This window comes from Idiomarina sp. OXR-189 (assembly GCF_034373425.1).
Taxonomy (GTDB): Bacteria; Pseudomonadota; Gammaproteobacteria; order Enterobacterales; family Alteromonadaceae; genus Idiomarina; species Idiomarina zobellii.
In genome coordinates this window covers 438,488-457,075 of record NZ_CP139706.1, presented here as the reverse complement: position 1 = coordinate 457,075, position 18,588 = coordinate 438,488, and the positions used below count along the sequence as shown (strand labels likewise).

Below are 18,588 nucleotides of genomic sequence, written 5' to 3'. Positions count from 1 at the left end.
AATAAGGGGAGAGTCGGCCGATAAGCCGGGTTCTGTCGTGGACAATCATTCATCTAGTGATCAGGTTGCCCTGATCCTCAAGCAGTCTACCCGGGTTCAACGCGGGCCGCGCCAATGAACCCCTATTTGACCTTGCTCCGGGTGGAGTTTACCGTGCCGCGAACTGTTACCAGCCGCGCGGTGCGCTCTTACCGCACCCTTTCACCCTTACCTGTGCTGCAAGCAGCCATCGGCGGTTTGCTCTCTGTTGCACTAGTCGTCGGCTTACGCCGCCCAGACGTTATCTGGCACCCTGCCCTATGGAGTCCGGACTTTCCTCCCCCTGTAAACAGGCAGCGATTGTCTGGCCAACTCTCCGGCGACGGATTCTACGCTGTGTGGCGCACTAACTCAATCGTTGTTTTTCTGACTTAACGCCCACTGGTACAATTCATTTTTTCGCTCACCATGAAGCTTCGCACTTAACGCCGCGGCTTTTTTCAAAGGCAGTTCTTCAAGCAGTATTTGCAACGTGCGTTTCGCATCTTCACCTGGACCAGAGGTGTCCTTAGGTGCCTGAAACGGCTCAACCAACAGAACCATTTCTCCGCGCTGCTGGTTTGGATCCTCGTTTAAGCGTGTTATGAGCTCCCCAGCCGAGCCTGTTAAATAAGTCTCGAATTGTTTGGTAAGCTCGCGCGCTAACACCACTTGCCGCTCGTCCTCGAAAATATCCGCCATCGCTTCCAGAGTGTGCAGTATTCGGTGTGGGCTTTCATAAAACACTAAAGTACGCGGTGTGTTCACCAAGCTCTCCAGCTTTGCTCGACGTTGTGCCGGCTTAGACGGTAAAAAGCCCTCGAATTGAAAACTGTCGGTCGGCAAACCGGCCCCTGAAAGCGCCACTGTCAGCGCACAAGCTCCTGGCAACGAAGTGACTTTCACATTCTGTTTCCGACACAAACTTACAAGCGCATAGCCCGGATCACTAATTAACGGCGTGCCCGCATCAGAAACCAAAGCTATCGACTCACCATTTATCACCCGCTCAATCAGTTGTTCAGCTTTTGCTTTTTCATTGTGATCGTGAAATGCAAAGACAGGAACCTGTACGCCATAATGTTCCAGTAATTTACGAGTATGACGTGTGTCTTCCGCTGCAATTGCGTCCACTTCCTTAAACACCGTGAGTGCTCGTTCGGTAATATCCGAGAGGTTTCCAATTGGCGTAGGTACTATATAAAGGGTGCCTGGTTCCGACATAAAAGCGCCTTCGTTTGTGTCCATGTTCAATGCGGTTTATAGTATCACCGAATAGTCGTCAATGCGGAATCTTACTGTGTTTAAAGCGTATCGTTTTGTTTTTATCGCCATTATTGCCTGCTTTGCTCTGACACAATGTACGTCAGCGCCAAAACGCACCCAAACGCCACAAGAGCGACCGGATGTTCAGCAGCAGACGCTCGATTTAGAAGACGCAAAAAGCTCTGCTGACTGGCTGGAAGAAGCATGGCAGGCCCCCAATGATATCGCCAAGAACTCAGCATTAGTGCAGGCGGCGCTGACTCTTCAGGACGAGAAAGAATGGCAGAAATCGGCAGCGATACTTGCGCGCCTGGACAAAAACCAGCTGACTAATGACGCTAACCGTTATTTCCGACTGGCCAAAGGCCGTTGGTATGCACACAATCAACAGTGGCCTCAAGTTTACAAAACGCTAGAAGGGCTACCTGAGCAGTTCACTCAAAAAGAATATAAACGCCTAACTCTGGAATTACTTGCCTTTGCTGCTGGAGAACGGCATCAGTATTGGCAGGCACTGGCGTGGCAAGTAGAAGCTCAACGCTACTCCGACGAACCATCGCCTAATGCATTATGGCAAACAGCCAGTCAGGTGACACAATCGCAGTTGCCAGCGGAACGCCCTAGAGATCTCGTTTTAGCCGGTTGGTGGCGCCTAATCGATAACCATCATCAGGCAATGACGTCACCAAGCGCTTTTTCAGCGTTGTTAGACAATTGGCAAAACAGTTTTCCGAATCACCCTGCGCGTGAACTCGTCAACTCCTGGGTTAGCTCCGATAGCCAAAGCAATGAAGTCGACAAAAGTACAAATACAATCATTGCTGTTTTACTGCCATTATCCGGTCAATACGAAGCGCAGGGTCTAGCGGTGCGTGACGGCATTATTGCCAAAGTTAGTGAAACCAAGAGCTATGAGCTGGTTTTTATCGATACTCACCAGCTAAGCTTCGAAGAACAGCAGTCCAAGCTAGAAGAGTTAAAGCCAGCGGGAGTTATTGGTCCTCTGTTAAAAGGCTCTGTTACCGAATGGGTTCGACAGACAAGTTTAAATACTCCTCAGGTCTTTCTTAACCAAATTGATGCAGATACCTCAGAGGCGACGGCAAATAGCCACTCCATTTTCTTTGCGCTAAACCCTGAAACAGAAGCAGAGCAAGCGTCTGAGTTTATGAGCTCTGCATCGAGCCGAACGAAGCGTCCGCTGGTTTTGGCAGCGAATACCCCTGGTTCGCAACGCATGGTTGAGCGCTATAAAGAAAGCTGGTCAGGTATTAACGAGCCTTCGGTGAGCTTATTCAGCCAAAGGGACGACATGAAGTCGGCGGTGGAAGCATCGTTGGGACTCGTGGGCAGTAAAGAGCGAATTCGGGCAGTAAAAATTGCTGCAGGCAAAATCATCGTTGATGAGCAAGAGCGTAGCCGGCGTGATATAAGTGGTATTTATTTGCCCGGAAACCTCCAACAAGTTCGTCTGTTAAAACCCTTTATTGATGTCAGCATTTCACCTTTTGCTGAACGTATTCCTGTTTATGGAACCTCGTCTGCACACGAGCTTACGAATCAACTTGGCGACAACGATCTCAACGGTCTTATATTTTCTGAAACACCTTGGTTAGTCCAGAACGGCGGCCAAAATGTTTTGCTAAACCAATGGCTTGACGCTCGTTCAGGGTGGGAGCTCTCACAAGCTCGTTTAGCCGCTATGGGTTACGATAGCGTCGACTTGTTACAACGTTTACCCATAATGCAACGTATGCCAGGAACACAGTGGAAAGGTTTAAGTGGCGTTCTGAGTGTAGAAAACCAAGTCGTGAATAGACAGTTACAATGGGCTGCATTTAAAAACGGGAGTATCACCGTGCTAGAGGAGCAGCCCAATGCAGGAAAAAACAACCGGTAATAAAGCGGAGTCCATAGCGTCCGAGTTTCTGGCCAAGCATCAGATTAGCATTGTCGAGCGGAATTATCGTATTGACGGTGGAGAGGTCGACCTAATAGCCAGAGATAAAGACGTTTGGATATTTGTAGAAGTAAAGTATCGTGCAAATGAAAAGTTTGCGTCAATACTGGAACAAATAACGCCCCAACAATGTCGTAGAATTCGCTATACTGCGCGCCATTATTTAATGACTCATAATATAGATGAACATACCGCAGCAATAAGATTTGATGTTATTGGCATTAGCGGAGGTTCGCTTAACATAGAATGGATTAAGGACGCCTTTTAATAATGATGACTGACGAGTCTATTAAAGCGCTTTTTACACAGAGCATTCAAACCCAAATATCGGCTGTCGAAAGCCTCTCTGAGGACATGCTGGCAACCGTTGAGCTACTCGTTGGACATCTTCTGAACGGTCAGCGTGTTTTTATTTCCGGAACGGACACAAGTAGCTCACTGGCTGGTCATTTTGTCCACCTAATGACGGAAGGCATGAAATTAGAGCGTCCGCCTTTTCCGGTAATAAGTCTGACATCGAGCCCCAAAAAACAGCTTGCGGCACTCGGCCAGTCCGGCGATATCTTGCTCGTTATTGCGGATAGAGACTCCGATCAACTGACGGGTGTAATGGAAAGCGCAATTAGCCGGGAAATGATTATTATCGCACTGACCAGTGAAGGAAATGAGCTAGTGTCGGGCTTGCTGGGGCCAAATGACGTTGAATTGCGAGTGCCCAGTTTAAATGCAGCCCGAGTGCTGGAAACACAATTATTTATACTGCACAGCCTGTGCGAGCAAATTGAATCGACTATTTTTCCTGAGGAGCATTAAAATGATGAACCAAAGTCGTCATATTCTCATTGTAACAGCGCTTTGTTTAGCGTTTCTTCAGGGCTGTGCGGCCGTAGCAGTGGGAGCTGCTGCCGTGGGCGTTAGCTCCGCCAGCGACCCTCGCACTATCGGCACGCAAATCGATGATCAAACCATTGAAATGAAAGCTAACGCCAAATTAGGCAATCAGAAAAAGCTTAACGAAGCTCGCGTCATTGCAGTTAGCTACAACAACAATGTGCTTCTTATAGGACAAGCTCCAACAGAAGCGCTAAAGCGCCTCGCAGAAGACACTATTCGCGATACCAATGGCATTAATAATATATTTAATCAGATCCGTATTGGCTCTAAGGCTAGCCCAGGGGTTTTAGCTGGGGACAGCTGGATAACCAGCAAGATAAAACTTAAATTCGCCAGCAATGATGCTGTGCCAGCTACTAGCATTAAAGTAGTTACAGAAAATGGTGAAGTTTTCTTGTTAGGAAATGTCACTCAACAACAAGCAAATGCGGCTATCGACATTGCCAGAAATGTTGACGGTGTCGAGAGAGTCATCAAGGCATTAACGATTAAAGGTTAATGCCTTAGCTTACACTATTTGACGACTTTAAGATGGCCGCGTTTTTTCGGCTTATCTGAAGTGCTCTCACCGCCCTCTTTTGAAGCACTGTTTGACTCTTCGGCTTCATCATCAAGGTCAGGCATCTTATCAAGCTCTGGTTCCGCTTCGAACATGGCTCCAGCACCATTTTCACGAGCATAAATAGCCAATGCAGCTGTCATAGGAACAACAACCTGCATTGGTTTGCCACCAAAGCGAGCATTAAACCTGACTTCAGCGTCGGCTAACTGCAGCCCTTGTACAGCCGATGGTGATATGTTGAGAACAATCTGGCCATCGCTGACAAAGTTCTGAGGGACGACGGTACCTACTATGGTTGCATCAACCACCAAATGAGGAGTGAGCTCGTTGTCAACGATCCACTCATAGAGTGCTCGCAGTAAATAGGGACGTTTAGGTGTCATCATTACTTCCTCCACCTTTGAAGCGATTAGGCATTAATTAGCCGCGTGCAAGTTCTCTTTCAGCTTCGGTTAACGAGTCCTGGAAAGTCTTCCGTTCGAATAAACGAACCATATATTGCTTAATCTCTTTTGCGCCCTGACCGTCTAACTCAATACCATAAGCTGGTAAACGCCAAAGTAGCGGTGCCAGGTAGCAATCAACCAAGCTAAACTCTTCACTCATGAAATAAGGCGCGTCGGCAAAAACAGGCGCCAAAGAGAGAATGCCTTCTTTCAATTCCTGTTTCGCTTGTGCGTCGCCTTTGGCAATTTTATCTGCCAACGAGTACCAATCTCTCTCGATACGGTACATCATTAAGCGGCTAGTGCCTCGTGCGACAGGATAAACAGGCATAAGCGGCGGATGTGGGAAACGCTCATCCAAATACTCCATGATGATTTGTGCGTTATATAGCACTAAGTCACGGTCAACAAGCGTTGGTGCCGCTTCAGGATAAGGGTTAAGCTGCAATAGATCTTCCGGGGTGTAGTCTTCCGTCACGAATGTGATTTCAACACCGACACCTTTTTCAGCTAAAACCAAACGCACCTGATGACTTTTTAAATCATCTTTTCCTGAATATAACGTCATTACTGAGCGTTTATTTGCTGTTACAGCCATTCCTTTCTCCAGATAATATCAACGGCAAAAGGGTGGCAAGCCACCCTTTTAAACTCCGCTTTTGCGGACAAACAGACCTAATTACTTAAGATCTTTCCAAAACTCTTTTTTCAAGAACCAGGCTAAAAGCGTAAATATAAGTAGGAATCCGAATACAAACCATCCAATACGACGTTGCTCTAATAGCATTGGCTCGCCCATGTAAACCAGGAACGAGGTCAAATCAAGCGCCGCCTGATCATATTCGCTCTCTGATAAGCGACCGCTACCATCGGTTTTAATTCCTACATAAACGTCCTTCATCTTCCCGTCGATCATACGTTCTTCGTATGTTTTCTCCGGTACACCTTGAAGCTCTTGCAATACGTGCGGCATGCCCACATTCGGGAACACGGCATTATTCACACCAAACGGACGGCTGTCGTCTGTATAGAACGAACGCAGATACGTATATATCCAATCCGCTCCACGTACACGAGCCACGTTGGTTAAATCCGGTGCTGCAGTGCCGAACCAGTTAGATGCTGCTTCGGTGCTCATATTATTGGTAATACGATCACCCGCTTTTTGACCAGTAAACTGCAGGTTTTCTTCACCCAGCTCCTGTGGAATGCCAAGATCTTCAAAGGTTCGGTTATAACGATGATACTGCAATTGGTGACAACCCAAGCAGTAGTTCATGTATAACTGTGCGCCACGTTGCAGTGATGCTTTATCGTGCAGGTCAACCTCAGCTTCGTCCAAAGGTACGGTTGGACCCGCCGCGAAAACCAGCGACGGGACCAAAGTCATAAGAGCGATTAACAATTTTTTCATTTCGACGTCACCCTTTCTGGAACCGGTTTCGTCTTCTCACGTTTACTGTAAAACCACAGTAACCCGAAGAAAGCGAAGTATAGGAACGTAAATATTTGCGCAAAAATAGTCGCTACAGGCGTCGCTGGCTGAGTACCTAAATAGCCAAGCACAATGAAGCTAATCGCAAATACGGTTAAGTTCAGTTTGTGCAATACGCTACGGAAGCGAATTGAGCGAACTTTACCACGATCTATCCATGGCAACAGCGCCAGGAAAACAATCGCTGCGAACATTAAAATAACGCCGAATAACTTGTCGGGTACCGCACGCAAAATTGCGTAGAACGGAGTGAAATACCAAACAGGCGCAATATGCTCTGGTGTCTTCAGAGGGTTCGCTGGCTCAAAGTTTGGTGGTTCCAGGAAAAATCCGCCCATTTCCGGATTAAAGAAAATGACGTAGCAGAAAACAAACAGAAACACACCGAAACCGAACATATCCTTAATGATGTAGTAAGGGAAGAACGGTATTGAGTCGACAATGTCTTTTTTGCTTGTAAAGCGCTCGTGAAATTTGAACTTCGGCTTTTCTTCATCTGGCACTGTGCCTTTTGGCTTTTTGGTATCAACACCGTCGGGGTTGTTCGAACCAACCTCGTGCAGCGCAACAATGTGTAAAAACACCAAAATAACCAACACTAAAGGCAAGGCTATAACGTGCAGTGCAAAGAATCGGTTCAGGGTTGCGCCGGAAATAACGTAGTCACCACGAATCCATAATGTCAGGTCATCACCAATAACCGGAATAGCACCAAACAATGAAATGATTACCTGTGCGCCCCAGTAGGACATTTGTCCCCAAGGCAGCAAGTAGCCCATGAAGGCTTCCGCCATTAGCACCAAGAAGATAAACATACCGAACAGCCAGATAAGCTCACGTGGCTTCTGGTAAGAACCGTACATCATGCCGCGGAACATGTGCAGATAGACCACGACAAAGAATGCGGAAGCACCGGTTGAATGCATGTAACGCAATAACCAACCGTATTCGACGTCACGCATAATGTATTCAACTGACGCAAAAGCACCTTCAGCACTTGGCACGTAATTCATGGTCAGCCAAACACCGGTCAGTATTTGGTTAATAAGAACTATCGTCGCCAAAAAACCAAATACGTACCACATATTGAAGTTTTTTGGAGCTGGGTACTGCGCCAGGTGGATGTTCCAAGTTTTTGTCATCGGGATGCGAGCATCCATCCACTCTACGAATCGCTTAAACATTATGCTTGCCCCTTATCTTCACCCACCAAGATGGTGTTCTCGTCGACAAAGTAATGCGGCGGTACAACCAAGTTTAATGGTGCAGGAACGCTCTCGAATACACGTCCAGCGATATCAAACTTAGAGCCGTGGCATGGGCAGAAAAAGCCGGATTCCACGCCTTCTACGTGTTCGCCCATTCCGCTCGGCAGATAAGATGGAGAACAGCCAAGGTGAGTACAAATACCGACCGCAACAAAGAACTCTTCTTTTATTGAACGGTATTTATTCTGTGCGTAAGGAGGCTGTTGTGGCTCTTCTGAATTTGGGTCGCGAAGGTTGTCTTCAATTTTTGACAGCCCATCGAGCATTTCAGGTGTGCGGCGAACAACCCATACAGGTTTACCACGCCACTTCACACGAATTAGCTGACCCGGCTCAGCTTTACGAATATTCACTTCTACAGGTGCGCCCGCGTTTTTCGCTTTCGCACTCGGGTTCCACGACGCTATGAAAGGAACGGCGACACCCACCGCACCAGCGCCGCCAACCACTGAGGTTGCGACAGTCAAAAAACGACGGCGACCTTTATCTACAGGCGCATTGCTCATCCATCTATTCTCCAGTTTTGGACGCTTCACGGTTCATTGCCGCGAAGTCGGAATTAGCTGCTGCTTTTGTCCGCTTTAGCGGATCACAGAAAATGCTTTGAGATAATAAAGAAAAGACACACTTTTTACAAGAGTAATGCGTCGAGAACTGAGGTATAACTCTATTGGAATAGGCATAAAAAAACCCAGCCGAAGCTGGGTTTTTGACACCACACAAAAAGCGAATTAACGCTTCGAGAATTGTGGGCGTTTACGTGCTTTATGCAAGCCGATTTTCTTACGTTCAACCTGACGTGCGTCACGAGTAACGTAACCTTCTTTACGCAGCGTAGGACGCAGCGCTTCGTCGTATTGCATTAATGCACGCGTGATACCGTGACGAATAGCACCAGCCTGACCGGTAGTACCACCACCGCTTACAGTGATGTAAAGGTCAAACTTCTCAGTCATCTCTACAGCTTCCAATGGTTGACGAACAACCATTTGTGCCGTTTCACGACCGAAGTATTCGTTCAGTTCACGTTGATTAATTTTGATGTTGCCGCTACCCGGACGCAAGAATACGCGAGCCGTGGAATTTTTGCGACGACCAGTACCGTAGTATTGATTATCTGCCATAGTGTTCTTGCTCCGTATTATATATCCAGTTGTTTCGGCTGTTGAGCATTATGATTATGCTCAGCACCTGCGTACACTTTCAGTTTACGGAACATGGCACGACCCAATGGACCACGGGGTAACATACCTTTAACCGCTTTCTGAATGACCATTTCTGGTTTCTTAGCAATCAGTTTTTCAAAGCTGATTGATTTGATACCACCCGGAAATCCAGTGTGCGAGTAGTACATCTTGTCCTGAGCTTTGTTACCAGTTACAGCAACTTTCTCAGCGTTAACAACAACGATGTAATCGCCAGTGTCTACGTGAGGAGTGTACTCAGGCTTGTGCTTGCCGCGCAGGCGACGAGCGATTTCAGTAGCTAAACGACCTAAAGTTTTGCCTTCAGCGTCTACTACGTACCAGTCGCGTTTTACCGTTTCTGGCTTGGCTACAAATGTTTTCATTGTATAAAACCTACATTTTAAAAGTTCACGGACAGTAATTCCGGGCTTCCCCGCGAATCACAACAATAAAATAATGAATAAAATCATTAGTTTACTTGCTGCAACCATTACTCAACCGAAGTTAACGTAATGGACTGTAACGTGGGCTGCGCGGATTATAGGAAAAATGCGGTCAAAGATCACGCATTTTTTGAAATTTATGCTTTGTGTTCCATCGCTAAATATTCACGGCTTTGCATTTCCTGCAAGCGACTCACGCAGCGGCGGAACTCAAAACTCAGCTGCCCTTCGGTATAAAGGGACTCGATGGGTACTTCCGCAGACAAAATAAGCTTCACTTTGCGTTCATAAAATTCATCCATTAACGCGATAAAGCGTCGAGCAATATCGTCTTTACCTGCCCCCATTTGCTCGACATTGCTGACTAAAACCGCATGATAAAGCTGCGCTATTTCCATATAGTCATTTTGGCTGCGGGCCGTTTTACAGATATCTCTGAAGTCAAAGAAAACAACGTCATCACATTCGGCCCTCACGGCAATTTTCCGACCTTCAATGTCAATGCTGTCAGATTCATACTGGTCACGACACTCTGGTGCTAAATCTTTAAAGTACTGCCACAAGTTTTCATCCGCTTGAGGGTCTAACGGCGAGTGGAAAATCTCGGCCTGTGTCAGTGTACGCAGGCGATAGTCGATTCCGCTATCGACATTCACTACCTCACAGTTGGCCTTTATCAGTTTTATTGCCGGAATAAAGCGGGCTCTTTGTAGGCCGTTTTTATAGAGATCATCTGGGACGATATTTGATGTTGCGACTAAAATGACACCTCGCTCAAATAAATATTCAAATAATCGCCCAAGCAACATTGCATCAGTTATGTCCTGCACAAAAAACTCATCAAAACAAACAATTTGAGTTTCGTCTGCAATTTTATCGGCAATAATTTTTAGCGGATCGCTTTTCTGGTCTAACTGCTTTAATTCATTGTGGACACGATGCATAAAGCGATGAAAGTGAATACGCCATTTTTCATCAAATGGCAGGCTTTCAAAAAAAGTGTCCACCAAATAGGTTTTGCCACGCCCGACACCGCCCCAGAAATACAGTCCCTTAGGTTTAACAGGAGCCTTTGATAACCAGCGTTTAAGTGCTGGAAGCTGCTGATAGTTATTCCAGGCAATGAGTTCTTCGTAAAGTCTTTGTAAATGCTCGACAGCGTTAAGCTGTGCCGCATCCTCTGAAAAACCATTGTGCTCCATGTCATAACGATAACGATCAATTGGCGACATTTGCTGTTGCGGCACTACCACTTCACCTCAGTTGCGATTATCCTAATAAATAATATGTTATCATGAAGGCGTTTTGCAGCAATCAAGAAAAGCTGTCGCCATTTGCTGAGGAGTCAATTATGAGCTGGATTATTGGGGTTTTATTAGTGATAGCAGGAGCCATTATCGGCTTTTTTGTTGCACGTTATACTCAAACAAACGGCCAGTCCGGCAACCTTGAAGAGCAAGTAGAGAAAAGTCAGCAGCAGTTGAGCGAGTACCAGCGTGAAGTTGCGGAACATTTTGCTACCGCTAACGCAATGATGGAGCAACTGTCTGACACTCAGCAGAAGTTGCAAAGCTACCTGAATCAGAGCGCGGAACTTCTCCAACAGCCAGGTTCTCAAGGTGACCTTCCCTTCTTCTCGGAAGATACCATTAAGCAATTACGGGTTGCTAACTCATTAAATCAAGATCACCGCTCAGGTCGAGATGGCCGTGAGGCTGAACAAATTCCGCGTGACTATACGGAAGGTTCAAGCGGTCTTTTCTCTGATGATCGCCGTGAGTCCGACAAAAAAGATACGTCCAACATATCTTGAAACATTTTTAGAGTGAACTCATATCACTGACAAGCGGTCATAAACACGAACCGTTTGTTGGTGATTATTTAAGGAGTTACTCTAATCATGAAACGAGTCTTAGCCTTATTCAGCGCTCTTGTTATTGTTACATCGGCAACCTTGAGCTCTCCCGTAAGTGCAGGTATTCCATTTTTCGGTAAAAATGACGAGCAGCCAACACTTGCTCCCATGCTTGAAGAAGTCACACCTGCCGTTGTTAATATTTCCGTAAAAGGTAAACGCGAAGTAAGACAGCGCCTGCCCGATGCCTTGCGCTTTTTCTTCGGTCCCAACGCACCACGTGAACAAGTTCGCGAGCACCCTTTTCAAGGACTAGGCTCGGGCGTCATTATTGATGCTGAAAACGGCTACGTTGTCACTAACAATCACGTTATTGATGACGCAACAGAGATTTTGGTGACTTTAAAAGACGGCCGCGAATTGGATGCTAAGGTGATAGGTACCGATGAGCGTTCAGACGTTGCGTTATTAAAAATCGAAAACGCTGAAGGTCTCAGCGAAATTGAACTGGGCAAGTCATCAGAACTTCGTGTTGGAGACTTTGTTGTCGCTATCGGTAATCCATTTGGATTAGGCCAGACCGTCACTTCAGGCATTGTCAGTGCGTTAGGTCGCGGTGGTTTAGGCATTGAAGAGTTAGAAAACTTCATTCAAACCGACGCTGCTATTAACAGCGGTAACTCTGGCGGCGCTCTGGTGACATTAGACGGCAAGCTGATAGGAATTAACACCGCTATTTTAGGACCGAATGGAGGCAATATCGGTATTGGCTTTGCCATTCCTTCGGACATGATGAATAACTTGGTTCAACAACTTATTGAATTCGGTGAAGTGCGTCGAGGGGTGCTTGGCGTACGCGGTAACGACCTCACTCACGATGTTGCGCAGGCGCTGAATATTCCTGTTAACCGAGGCGCTTTTGTGTCTCAAGTAATTCCGGGTAGCGCCGCAGCAGAGGCTGGTATTGAATCCGGTGACGTTATTATTGAAGTCAACGGTCAGGCGATTCGCTCGTTCTCTGAGTTAGGCGCCTTAGTCGGATCCATTGGTTCTGGCCAGGACATAGAACTTGGTATTATCCGCGACGGCAAAGAGATGACCGTTGATGTAACCTTGGGCTCGCAAGATACCGCTGTTACTGCTGCCGCCATACACCCTGCCCTTGATGGAGCAACCCTTGCGGTGGCCAGTGGTCAGCAGGGCATTGAAATAACCGAGCTCGAGGAGCGTTCACCCGCTGCCCGCATAGGTCTTGAAGAAGGCGATATTATTCAAGGTGTTAACCGCAAACGAGTCACTAGTGTGGCAGACCTAAGAGCAGCAATAGAAGACAAGCAAGGGGTCATAGCCCTCAACGTTAAGCGTGGCGACAGTTCACTCTTTATTGTACTGCGTAACACAAACTGAGGTTGTGACATTTCAGTGGCATCAGTGCTATGCTGATGCCACCTAATAATAAATATAAAAGGCGAGTAACGCGTGTCTCCAATACTACGGTTTTTGTTTCAATCGGTTGGTTTAGGTCTTGTCGTTGCCGCCATTGTTTTACTGACTCAACCCCTTTGGGGACAAAGCAACTCTTTCCGCCAGTCACAAAACGACGTTATTTCTTTTAGCCAGGCCGTCAAAAAGGCCGCGCCAGCCGTCGTCAACATTTACAGCATGGGTGAAATTCAAGGCTCTTACTACCAGCCTCAGTCATCGCGCGTTTGGCGATTGGGCTCGGGCGTTATCATGGACTCTAACGGCTACATTCTTACCGCTCATCACGTTGTCGATAGCGTCGATAAGATAGAAGTCGCACTACAGGACGGCCGTCGATACGCAGCGCAACTCATTGGTAGTGACAGATATACCGATCTTGCAGTGCTTAAAATAGACGCTAATAACTTGCCAGTCATTCCTGTGCAGTCAAGCCGCCGTGTGCAAGTGGGTGATATCGTTTTAGCCATTGGTAACCCCTACAATATTGGCCAGACCATTACTCAGGGCATCATTAGCGCAACCGGCGGACGCGTGGGCGTGAGCAACTCCTATTCCGACCTTATTCAGATGGACGCAGTTATCAATCAAGGAGCCTCGGGTGGTGCTTTAGTAAATACCGCTGGTGAACTTATTGGTATTAATAACGCGCGATACAACTCGTCAATGGATGACGGAGGTGAAGGCATTTATTTTGCAGTGCCGTATGCAACCGCACAATCGGTAATGGATACGTTAATCCGTGAAGGCGAAGTGGTTCGGGGCTACATTGGTATAACTGTAAACCCCAACTTTAGTGAGCAGCAGTCTTTGTCAGGTATTTATGTCACCGGTGTAGAAAGAGGCAGTCCTGCCGCTTTAGCCGGGCTAAGACGTAATGACTTTATTGTCTCTATTGGTGGCCAGCCGGTTCGCTCTGCTCCAGAAGGACTGGATAAAGTGGCGAGCACCCCGCCAGGCGAAGAACTTGAAGTCGAGTTTTACCGGGGAGAACAAAAAATGGCAACAACCGTCACCGTTTCTGAACTCCCTCGATAATTTACTTCTCGCTAACGCGGACAATGTCCGCACCAAGCGCTTGTAGTTTTTTCTCAATAGACTCATAACCACGGTCGATATGGTAAATCCGTTCAACGGTGGTCTCGCCTGTCGCAACAAGCCCTGCAATAACCAGTGAGGCAGATGCACGCAAGTCGGTACACATAACTTCGGCGCCAGTTAACTTATCAACGCCATGACAAATAGCGGTGTTACCTTCTGAGTCGACATTGGCCCCCATGCGTCTCAGCTCAGGGATATGCATGAAACGGTTCTCAAATATCGTTTCACGAATATTGGCGGTTCCTTCAGCAATGGCATTGAGCGTGCAAAATTGCGCTTGCATATCTGTCGGGAACCCTGGGTGAGGTGCTGTAATAATGTTAACCGCTTTAGGTCGTTTAGTGCTTTTCAAAGACAGCCAGTTATCGCCTTTTTCAATCTCAGCTCCGGCTTCTTCAAGCTTTTTAATAACGGCATCTAAAGCGGAAGGGTCCGTATTCTCACAGCGAACTGAGCCCCCTGTGGCCAATGCCGCAACGAGAAAAGTCCCGGTTTCTATACGATCTGGCATTACGCTGTATTCACCGCCAGACAAAGATTCAACGCCATTAATATAAATAGTGTCGTTGCCTGCGCCTTTGACATCTGCGCCCAGTGCATTCAGAAAGTTCGCTAAATCAACAATTTCCGGCTCGCGAGCAGCATTCTCAATGACCGTTTGTCCATCAGCTAACACCGCCGCCATCATTAGGTTTTCAGTACCTGTGACGCTGACGGTATCAAGAAGAATCTCGGCACCTTTAAGGCGTCCATTGACCGATGCTTTTATATAGCCATTTTCGACATCAATGTGAGCGCCCATTTTTCTCAGGCCCTCAATGTGCAAGTTAACAGGCCGCGCACCTATTGCGCACCCACCAGGTAATGACACTTCAGCTTTACCTGTTTTAGCCAGCAGAGGACCTAACACCAAAATGGACGCACGCATTGTTTTTACGAGCTCATAAGGCGCCTTAAAGTGGTTCAAGGTGGTTGGGTCGATACATACTGCAGTCTCGCCGACACGGCGGTGTGTTACGCCAAGGCAATCTAACAGTTCCAGAGTAGTATCGACGTCGTGCAGATTCGGCACGTTCGATAACGTCACTTTATCGGATGGCAAAACCGTTGCCATAAGAATAGGTAATGCGGCGTTTTTAGCACCAGAAATAGTCACGGTGCCGGACAACGCCTGTCCACCTCTAATTTTAAACTTATCCATCAACAATCAGGCCTTAAGGCATCATCAGTTTTTTATCACGCGCCCAGTCATCCGGCGTGTACGCTTTTATTGATACCGCATGGATTTCACCGCTTGAAATATGAGGATTCAGCGGTGCGTAGATAGCTTGCTGACGCTTCACTTTGCTCATACTTTCAAAGTCATCACTGACCGCGATAATATCAACATTAGCACCGTCAACTTTCACGTAGAGTTCACTCAGGTTTAATGCGTCATTGAGCAATGTTTTTAACTGTTCTTCATTCATATCTAATAAACCGCTTATGTTCCGTTCAAAGGCGACTAGCTTAACGAAAGCAGCGACTCAACGCCACTTACTGACGCAATTTGCTTCAACTGGTCAGAAGCACCAATACACTTGAGGGGAGTTTTCGTGCCCTGCGTTGCTTTCATAATTTCCAACAGGAAAGCAACGCCGGCGGTATCAATAACTTCCACTTGGCTTACATCAACAGACACTGGCTCGTCACCAAGCCACTGTTTTCGTGTTTTCCATAAAGTCGGGACACTGTTACGCGTCAGCGAGCCTTTAAAGGCAATAACACTGTCTTCTGTTCGACTCACCGATGCCTGTGCCGTGCTCATTATATTCCCTCAGCTGGATTATCAATTTCTTCGTCAGCTTTGATAGGCTCTTGAGCTTTTTGTTCAATAAGCTCAATCGTTTTATCAATACCGTTTGAACGAATCACAGCAGAAATTTCACTTTGTTTGCTATTTAACAAACTAATGCCTTCAACCACTAAGTCATAAGCCTTCCAAAGGTCTTCATCCCGGTCATAACGAATACGAAAGTCCAGGCGTATCTCAGGGCGTCCAGTTTCCTTGACTCGTGTTTTTACAACCGCCGTCCGCGCGTCGTCCGGAAGCTCAGCTGCCGGCTCAAAAGAAACGGTATGTTTACTCTCGTCGTACTGTGTAAATGCGCGTGCATATGTCGCCACTAGATAATCATAAAAAGCACGGTAAAAAGCTTCACGCTGTTCTTTTGTTGTATCTCTTAAGTAACGACCAAGCACCTTTTTAGATGCATACAAGCTATCCACATAAGGCATAAGCTCGTCTTTAACGATGACTTTTAAATGGTTTGGGTCTTCGTCAATTTTGCTTCGCTCGTTCTCAATACGCTCAAAAGTGACTTCGGCTACTTCTTTTAGCAGCTCGTATGGGTCGTCATTGCGAATAAGTTCCGCATTTGCTGCTGAGCTCACAACGACCATCGCGACAAGCGCTAGCAGCCACTTTTTAAATGACATGATTGACTCCTTTAAACTAATCATTGCCCTGACTAAATAAGAATTGACCAATTAGATTCTCTAACACCAACGCCGACTTCGTGTCCGTGATTGAATCGCCGTCTTCAAGCATGCTGACACTGTCGTCAATAAAGCCCGGTTGCAAGCCTAAGTACTGCTCTCCAAGCAAGCCCGATGTCAGGACAGAAACCGAACTGGTCTCGGAAAACTCGTCATACTCTTTACTGATAGACATTTCTACCAACGGTTCGTAGTAGTCACCAGCCAACGAAATATCGGTAACACGACCAACAACGACACCACCTACTTTCACTGGTGAACGTACTTTCAAGCTACCAATATTGTCGAATTTTGCGTAAAGCGTGTAGGTTTCACCTGATGTGGTCATGGTGCCGCTGGCCGCTCGCAAAGCGATAAAGGACAGCGCCAACACGCCCAGTACAACAAAAATACCTACCCATAACTGTGTTTTTCTTGATTCCATGGTTACCCACCAAACATGATAGCTGTAAGAATAAAGTCTAGACCTAAAACGGCTAACGATGCAGTGACAACGGTTGAAGTTGTTGCCGCACTGATACCCGCAGATGTCGGCACTGCCCGATACCCTTTGTAGAGGGCTATCCAGGTGACTACAAATGCAAAAACAATAGATTTTATGACACCGTTTAATAGGTCATCCTGCCAGTCGACAGCCGATTGCATGACGGACCAAAATGCTCCTTCATCAACACCTAGCCAGCCAGAGCCTACTAAGTAACCGCCATAAATACCCACTGCTGAAAACATCAGCGCCAACAGCGGCATACTGATTAAACCAGCCCAGAAACGCGGTGCAATAACCCGTCTTAACGGGTCAACAGCCATCATTTCCAGGCTTGATAACTGCTCGGTTGCTTTCATTAACCCAATTTCTGCTGTGAGCGCTGAACCGGCTCGGCCCGCAAACAATAAGCCTGTGACAACGGGCCCTAGTTCACGTAAAAGTGACAATGCGACCATTGGCCCTAAGCTCTGCTCAGCCCCGTAGTCCACCAATATCGTGTAACCTTGCAACCCTAAGACCATGCCAATGAACAAGCCACTGACAACAATGATGACCATTGATAAAACGCCAACAACGTACATTTGCTTAATAAACAATGGCCATGATTTACGTGGCTGGGGCTTGCCAATAATGGCACTGACAAACATGGCTAACGCAAAACCTATACCTGCCACGCTATCGAGCACACGACGGCCGACATTTTCGAAAAACTGACTCATTTTTCGCCTCCGAGTAAGTCCGTCGTGAAGTCGTCATTAGAATAATGGAACGCCACAGGACCGTCCGCATTCCCCTGTAAGAACTGCTTAATAATATCGGTGTCGTTATTTCTGAGCTCGTCGGGCGTGCCTTCACCAACCACTTTTTTGTCTGCTATAACGTACGCATAGTCAGCAATAGAAAGCACCTCTTTTACATCGTGAGAAACCACTATAGAGGTTAAGCCCAGCGATTGATTCAGTGATTTAATCAGTTTAACGATAACGCCCATTGAGATGGGATCCTGCCCGGCAAAGGGCTCGTCATACATAATTATGTCGGGGTCCAGTGCAATAGCTCTTGCCAGAGCAGCGCGCCGAGCCATACCACCGGATAATTCAGAGGGCATTAAGTCTCTCGCACCACGAAGTCCTACCGCTTCCAGCTTCATCAGTACAACACTGCGAATAATGTCTTCGGAAAGCTCGGTGTGCTCGCGCAACGGGAACGCCACATTGTCAAAAACAGACATGTCGGTAAACAGCGCACCACTTTGAAACAGCATGCTCATACGCTTCCTTAACTCATAGAGCTTATCTCTATTGAGTTTCGGAACCTCTTCCCCTGCAACTTTAATGCTGCCTTTGTTTGGTTTTAGTTGCCCACCAATAAGTTTTAGCAATGTGGTCTTCCCGATACCACTGGGGCCCATCACCGCTATCACTTTTCCTTTAGGCACAGTCAATGACAAACCGTTATATAAAGGCCTGTCACCATGCGCAAAATGAACGTCTTTTAACTCAACTAACTGTGTCACACGCTGTCCTGTTTCTCTCAACCGCCAAGCTTCATAAAAGCTGAAGAGTATAACGGTTTCCGGTTACATC

The 18,588-nt window shown here is 46.9% G+C and carries 23 protein-coding genes and 1 other RNA gene; 7 read left to right on the top strand and 17 right to left on the bottom strand.

The window, feature by feature from the left end; translation table 11 throughout:
- Positions 1 to 5 precede the first annotated feature (5 nt).
- Both rnpB and rsmI read right to left on the bottom strand, forming a co-directional pair.
- Positions 6 to 355: RNase P RNA component class A (gene rnpB, locus UM402_RS02235), an RNA gene on the bottom strand.
- A gap of 35 nt (positions 356 to 390) precedes the next feature.
- Entirely contained in the window at positions 391 to 1,242 is an 852-nt protein-coding gene (gene rsmI / locus UM402_RS02230; RefSeq protein ID WP_053953243.1) for a 16S rRNA (cytidine(1402)-2'-O)-methyltransferase, read from the bottom strand.
- Positions 1,243 to 1,318: 76 nt separating this feature from the next.
- Here rsmI and UM402_RS02225 point away from each other — a divergent pair, with 76 nt between their 5' ends.
- From UM402_RS02225 to dolP, 4 genes are read left to right on the top strand one after another with little or no spacing between them, the layout of a single operon-like run.
- Entirely contained in the window at positions 1,319 to 3,184 is a 1,866-nt protein-coding gene (locus UM402_RS02225) for a penicillin-binding protein activator (RefSeq protein ID WP_058576793.1), read from the top strand.
- The gene (locus UM402_RS02220; protein WP_053953050.1) at positions 3,162 to 3,512 is read left to right on the top strand and encodes a YraN family protein; all 351 of its coding nucleotides are present in this window, start codon (positions 3,162 to 3,164) and stop codon (positions 3,510 to 3,512) included. Before UM402_RS02225 ends, UM402_RS02220 begins: the two co-directional genes overlap by 23 nt.
- 2 nt (positions 3,513 to 3,514) lie before the next feature.
- Positions 3,515 to 4,057, top strand: a complete 543-nt coding sequence (locus UM402_RS02215; protein ID WP_235443953.1) for an SIS domain-containing protein — start codon at positions 3,515 to 3,517, stop codon at positions 4,055 to 4,057.
- A gap of 1 nt (position 4,058) precedes the next feature.
- Positions 4,059 to 4,637: a division/outer membrane stress-associated lipid-binding lipoprotein gene (gene dolP, locus UM402_RS02210; RefSeq protein ID WP_235443954.1), complete on the top strand. Its 579-nt coding sequence runs from the start codon at positions 4,059 to 4,061 to the stop codon at positions 4,635 to 4,637.
- Between the two features lie 14 nt (positions 4,638 to 4,651).
- Here dolP and UM402_RS02205 read toward each other — a convergent pair whose 3' ends face one another.
- The 8 genes from UM402_RS02205 to zapE all read right to left on the bottom strand — a co-directional run bounded on the left by UM402_RS02205 (position 4,652) and on the right by zapE (position 10,771).
- Positions 4,652 to 5,083 (bottom strand): ClpXP protease specificity-enhancing factor, encoded by a 432-nt coding sequence (locus tag UM402_RS02205; protein WP_053953246.1) that lies wholly within the window; start codon positions 5,081 to 5,083, stop codon positions 4,652 to 4,654.
- 37 nt (positions 5,084 to 5,120) lie between these two features.
- A complete protein-coding gene (gene sspA, locus UM402_RS02200; protein WP_053953051.1) occupies positions 5,121 to 5,744 on the bottom strand; it encodes a stringent starvation protein SspA in 624 nt (207 codons plus the stop codon).
- 81 nt (positions 5,745 to 5,825) lie between these two features.
- A complete protein-coding gene (locus UM402_RS02195) occupies positions 5,826 to 6,560 on the bottom strand; it encodes a cytochrome c1 (RefSeq protein WP_053953052.1) in 735 nt (244 codons plus the stop codon).
- Positions 6,557 to 7,825 (bottom strand): cytochrome b, encoded by a 1,269-nt coding sequence (locus tag UM402_RS02190; protein WP_058576792.1) that lies wholly within the window; start codon positions 7,823 to 7,825, stop codon positions 6,557 to 6,559. The genes UM402_RS02195 and UM402_RS02190 overlap by 4 nt, the downstream gene beginning before the upstream one ends.
- Entirely contained in the window at positions 7,825 to 8,415 is a 591-nt protein-coding gene (gene petA / locus UM402_RS02185; protein WP_053953054.1) for a ubiquinol-cytochrome c reductase iron-sulfur subunit, read from the bottom strand. Before petA ends, UM402_RS02190 begins: the two co-directional genes overlap by 1 nt.
- 225 nt (positions 8,416 to 8,640) lie before the next feature.
- A complete protein-coding gene (gene rpsI, locus UM402_RS02180) occupies positions 8,641 to 9,033 on the bottom strand; it encodes a 30S ribosomal protein S9 (RefSeq protein WP_058576791.1) in 393 nt (130 codons plus the stop codon).
- A gap of 17 nt (positions 9,034 to 9,050) precedes the next feature.
- A complete protein-coding gene (gene rplM / locus UM402_RS02175; protein ID WP_053953056.1) occupies positions 9,051 to 9,479 on the bottom strand; it encodes a 50S ribosomal protein L13 in 429 nt (142 codons plus the stop codon).
- A gap of 197 nt (positions 9,480 to 9,676) precedes the next feature.
- Positions 9,677 to 10,771, bottom strand: coding sequence for a cell division protein ZapE (gene zapE / locus UM402_RS02170; RefSeq protein WP_058576832.1), 1,095 nt, complete (start codon positions 10,769 to 10,771; stop codon positions 9,677 to 9,679).
- Between the two features lie 119 nt (positions 10,772 to 10,890).
- Between zapE and UM402_RS02165 the strand changes: the two genes are divergently transcribed.
- The 3 genes from UM402_RS02165 to UM402_RS02155 all read left to right on the top strand — a co-directional run bounded on the left by UM402_RS02165 (position 10,891) and on the right by UM402_RS02155 (position 13,914).
- Positions 10,891 to 11,352 carry a YhcB family protein gene (locus tag UM402_RS02165; protein ID WP_058576790.1) on the top strand — a complete coding sequence of 154 codons (462 nt, stop codon included), beginning with the start codon at positions 10,891 to 10,893 and terminating at the stop codon, positions 11,350 to 11,352.
- Positions 11,353 to 11,439: 87 nt separating this feature from the next.
- Positions 11,440 to 12,801, top strand: a complete 1,362-nt coding sequence (locus UM402_RS02160) for a DegQ family serine endoprotease (RefSeq protein WP_058576789.1) — start codon at positions 11,440 to 11,442, stop codon at positions 12,799 to 12,801.
- A gap of 72 nt (positions 12,802 to 12,873) precedes the next feature.
- Entirely contained in the window at positions 12,874 to 13,914 is a 1,041-nt protein-coding gene (locus UM402_RS02155; RefSeq protein WP_058576788.1) for a trypsin-like peptidase domain-containing protein, read from the top strand.
- Between the two features lies 1 nt (position 13,915).
- On the opposite strand, the gene murA is transcribed toward UM402_RS02155, so the two are convergent.
- The 7 genes from murA to mlaF are packed head-to-tail and all read right to left on the bottom strand — an operon-like array spanning position 13,916 to position 18,518.
- Positions 13,916 to 15,178, bottom strand: coding sequence for a UDP-N-acetylglucosamine 1-carboxyvinyltransferase (murA, locus tag UM402_RS02150; protein ID WP_058576787.1), 1,263 nt, complete (start codon positions 15,176 to 15,178; stop codon positions 13,916 to 13,918).
- Between the two features lie 13 nt (positions 15,179 to 15,191).
- Positions 15,192 to 15,446, bottom strand: coding sequence for a BolA family protein (locus UM402_RS02145; protein WP_053953061.1), 255 nt, complete (start codon positions 15,444 to 15,446; stop codon positions 15,192 to 15,194).
- Between the two features lie 35 nt (positions 15,447 to 15,481).
- The gene (locus UM402_RS02140; protein ID WP_058576786.1) at positions 15,482 to 15,784 is read right to left on the bottom strand and encodes an STAS domain-containing protein; all 303 of its coding nucleotides are present in this window, start codon (positions 15,782 to 15,784) and stop codon (positions 15,482 to 15,484) included.
- Complete coding sequence (locus UM402_RS02135; RefSeq protein ID WP_058576785.1) at positions 15,784 to 16,455, bottom strand: ABC transporter substrate-binding protein; 672 nt, start codon at positions 16,453 to 16,455, stop codon at positions 15,784 to 15,786. Before UM402_RS02135 ends, UM402_RS02140 begins: the two co-directional genes overlap by 1 nt.
- Positions 16,456 to 16,471: 16 nt before the next feature.
- Positions 16,472 to 16,939, bottom strand: coding sequence for an outer membrane lipid asymmetry maintenance protein MlaD (gene mlaD / locus UM402_RS02130; RefSeq protein WP_053953064.1), 468 nt, complete (start codon positions 16,937 to 16,939; stop codon positions 16,472 to 16,474).
- 2 nt (positions 16,940 to 16,941) lie between these two features.
- Positions 16,942 to 17,721, bottom strand: coding sequence for a lipid asymmetry maintenance ABC transporter permease subunit MlaE (mlaE, locus tag UM402_RS02125; RefSeq protein ID WP_058576784.1), 780 nt, complete (start codon positions 17,719 to 17,721; stop codon positions 16,942 to 16,944).
- Complete coding sequence (gene mlaF / locus UM402_RS02120; protein ID WP_053953066.1) at positions 17,718 to 18,518, bottom strand: phospholipid ABC transporter ATP-binding protein MlaF; 801 nt, start codon at positions 18,516 to 18,518, stop codon at positions 17,718 to 17,720. Before mlaF ends, mlaE begins: the two co-directional genes overlap by 4 nt.
- Positions 18,519 to 18,588 lie beyond the last annotated feature (70 nt).